The organism is Actinomycetes bacterium (genome assembly GCA_036510875.1).
In the GTDB taxonomy this organism is placed as follows: Bacteria; Actinomycetota; Actinomycetes; order Prado026; family Prado026; genus DATCDE01.
On sequence record DATCDE010000102.1, the window covers coordinates 1 to 2,881 of the forward strand.

Sequence of the window (2,881 nt, forward strand, 5' to 3'; positions counted from 1 at the left end):
GACGACCAGCAGGGCCTTCATCTCCAGAACCAGGCCGGCCCAACGCGTCGGCGGTCTCGTCCATGTCCAGAAGCGCGTTCAGGCTCTTCTGGCTCTCCACGCCGGTCTGCTCGTCGACGTACCAGGTGTGGGCCCCATGGCGCTTGCGCAGAGTGCGGACCAGCTGTTCGAGCTGCGGATCCAGCGCGGCAGCAGCGGACCCGTGGTCGCCGCCCATCCCGAACGTCCGAGCGAGCCTTAGTACCGCGGAGAATGCACGCCCAGGCTCGTTCGGAACCCGCTAGGCAGGCCGCGGCACGGCGGCGAAGCTGGAGAGGGTGAACCAGCCAGGCACTGCGCGACGCAGCCCCTCGGGGCCGTGTACCTGCACCGACCCGGTGCGTAGTGCATTGGACCAGCTCAGGTCGCCGCGCCAGAGGTTGACCATGCTGCGCAGGCTGGCGGTGACCGTCACGGCCACGGCGTGCCCCGGGTCCACGTCACACACGTCGACTTCGCCGCGGGTGATCACCAGCCACCAGTCGCGGGCATCCGATGGCGCGTCCGGGAACCGGAACTGGACTACCGTCCGGCCGTCCGGGATGGCGTCCTTGTCGATGTGGCGATGCATGTCCCACATCAGCAGCTTTGGGTCCAGATCCCCGTCGCCGAGCTCTCCGATCCAGCGGATACCCCAGGCGCCGAGCGCCTCGACCACCGGACGCAGCTCGTGGCCGGCCTGGGTCAGGACGTATCGCACATCGTTGCCCTCCACCTGCCTGTCCACGACGCCGGCGCGGACCAGTAGGTGCAGCCTTCTGGACAACAGCGTGGGAGACATCCGCGGCAACCCGCGGCGCAGCTCGTTGAAGTGCTCAGACCCGCTCACCAACTCGCGGACGACGAGCATCGTCCAGCGTTCGTCGAGCAGCTCCATCGCCTTGGAAACCGGACAGAACTGGTGGTACGAGGCGCTCATCCGTGCAGGCTAGACCCCAGCCGAGGTGCCAGTACAGATCTCGTACTAGGAAGCGACCCGGTTCGTTTCCTAGTTTTGATCGTAAGACCACAACGGTGAGCGGAAAGCCGCTCCTGGTCGACGATCGAGGAGAACGAAAGATGACTGAGATGACCGAACAGCTCCAGGCGACAGGCGCCGACCAGGCCCTGAAGGCCAAGCATCGCGCCATGTGGGCCTTGGGCGACTACCCCGCAGTTGCCGCTGAGATCATTCCGGAACTGGGAGCGACCCTGGTGGAAGCAACCCGGGTGGGACGCGGTGACCGGGTATTGGACGTGGCCGCCGGGTCGGGGAATGCCGCCATTCCCGCAGCGCTGGCCGGGGCGAGCGTGGTTGCCTGCGACCTGACTCCCGAACTGTTAGAGGCGGGGCAGGTCCTGGCCGCGAAGCGTGGTGCTCAGCTCGAGTGGCACGAGGCCGACGTCGAGGCCTTGCCGTATGCCGATGGCGAGTTCGACACGGTCCTGTCCTGTGTCGGGGTAATGTTCGCGCCCCACCACCAAGCCAGCGCCCAGGAACTGCTTCGGGTATGCCGCCCGGGTGGCACAATCGGCCTGATCAACTGGACCCCGGAGGGGTTCATCGGCCAGATGTTCGCAACGATGAAGGCGTATACGCCGCCGCCCCTGCCTGGCGCGCAACCTCCTCCGCTGTGGGGCAGCGAGGATCACGTGCGCGGACTGTTCGGGGCACAGATCACCGATGTTGTTGCACGCCGCCAGACGGTCACGGTCGACCAGTTCGATGCACCCGATGCGTTCCGCGACTACTTCAAGACCAACTATGGCCCGACCATCGCCGCCTACCGAGGACTCGCCGGGGAACCCCACCGGGTGGCTGCCCTGGACCGCGACCTCGCCAATCTCGCGCAGCGCCACGACCGGGGCGAAGGAAGAACAGTGATGGAGTGGGAGTACGTCCTCTTTACAGCGCGCAAACGTAGCTAACACTGAGGCTTCGGGATTCAACCTGGATGCGCGGATAGAACCCGGCACTGTCACTCGCCTGAAAGGTGCTCCTTCACCTTGCGATATCTGGACCTCCATTATTGCGAAGTGACGCTGGCTCCAAGGGTGTGAGTTCGCCCCACCTTCGGCCGCTCAACCTCGCTCACATCCTCGCCATAGGTTCAGCGAGTCAGGTATGACCACCTCATGAGCTGGATGGTCGCAGACGGCTGCTCGTGAGGGCTACCCGATTGTGGACCCGTCGAAAGGCGCCCAAACTGAAGCATGGCCATCGATCTCGAGCAGCAGTGGTTCCGCGGTCTTACCCAGCTCCGCTACGCCGCGACCCCGAAGCGACTCCGTGCGCTCCTCGATGGGCAGACGGTGCTCGATACCAGGGATGCGCTGCTGGTCTACGAGCCTCGCCGAGTCGTCCCCTGGTATGCCGCCCCGCCCGGCGATCTCCATGTGAACCTGACCGAGCACGATCCGCTTCCGGTGCCCGAACTGCGGGCGCCGGTGCTGCCGCCCCACCACAACGAATGGCACACCGTGCCCGGCCGGTCGCTTCATCTGGAGGGTCATGGTGAGGTGGCCTTCCGGCCCGACGAGCCGGAACTCGGTGGCCGAGTGATGCTGCACTGGGACCCGTTCGAGTGGCTGGAGGAGGACGAGCCGGTCATGGGCCACCCCCACGACCCTTCAAGCGGATCGACGTGCTGCGCAGCAACCGAAGCGTGCGCGTCGAGGTCGGTGGGGTCACCGTGGCTGAGTCTTCCCGGCCGATGATGCTCATTGAGACCTCGCTGCCGGTGCGGTGGTACTTGCCGCGCGACAACAGACGCCCGGATGGACCTGCTCACGCCCTCCGAGAATCACACGGTTTGCGCTTACAAGGGTGTCGCGTCCTACCTCAGCGCTGATGGCGCCGCCG

General features: G+C 65.8%; 4 protein-coding genes. 2 read left to right on the top strand and 2 right to left on the bottom strand.

The genetic code is table 11. The features are described 5' to 3' along the window. Both VIM19_05730 and VIM19_05735 read right to left on the bottom strand, forming a co-directional pair. A partial coding sequence (locus VIM19_05730; protein ID HEY5184398.1) for a hypothetical protein occupies window positions 1-217 on the bottom strand: 217 nt, incomplete at its 3' end. Window positions 218-280: 63 nt separating this feature from the next. Then, window positions 281-958 carry a helix-turn-helix domain-containing protein gene (locus VIM19_05735; GenBank protein ID HEY5184399.1) on the bottom strand — a complete coding sequence of 226 codons (678 nt, stop codon included), beginning with the start codon at window positions 956-958 and terminating at the stop codon, window positions 281-283. 149 nt (window positions 959-1,107) lie between these two features. On the opposite strand from VIM19_05735, the gene VIM19_05740 reads away from it, so the two are divergent. Together VIM19_05740 and VIM19_05745 are read left to right on the top strand one after the other, a co-directional pair. Further along, a complete protein-coding gene (locus VIM19_05740) occupies window positions 1,108-1,947 on the top strand; it encodes a class I SAM-dependent methyltransferase (protein ID HEY5184400.1) in 840 nt (279 codons plus the stop codon). 849 nt (window positions 1,948-2,796) lie between these two features. Further along, a partial coding sequence (locus VIM19_05745; protein HEY5184401.1) for a DUF427 domain-containing protein occupies window positions 2,797-2,881 on the top strand: 85 nt, incomplete at its 3' end.

What these genes read in the sequence shown, in the direction of transcription:
- VIM19_05740 (HEY5184400.1), top strand. Translation starts at nt 1,108, where the DNA reads ATGACCGAACAGCTCCAGGCGACAGGCGCCGACCAGGCCCTGAAGGCC.
- VIM19_05735 (HEY5184399.1), bottom strand. Translation starts at nt 958, where the DNA reads ATGAGCGCCTCGTACCACCAGTTCTGTCCGGTTTCCAAGGCGATGGAG.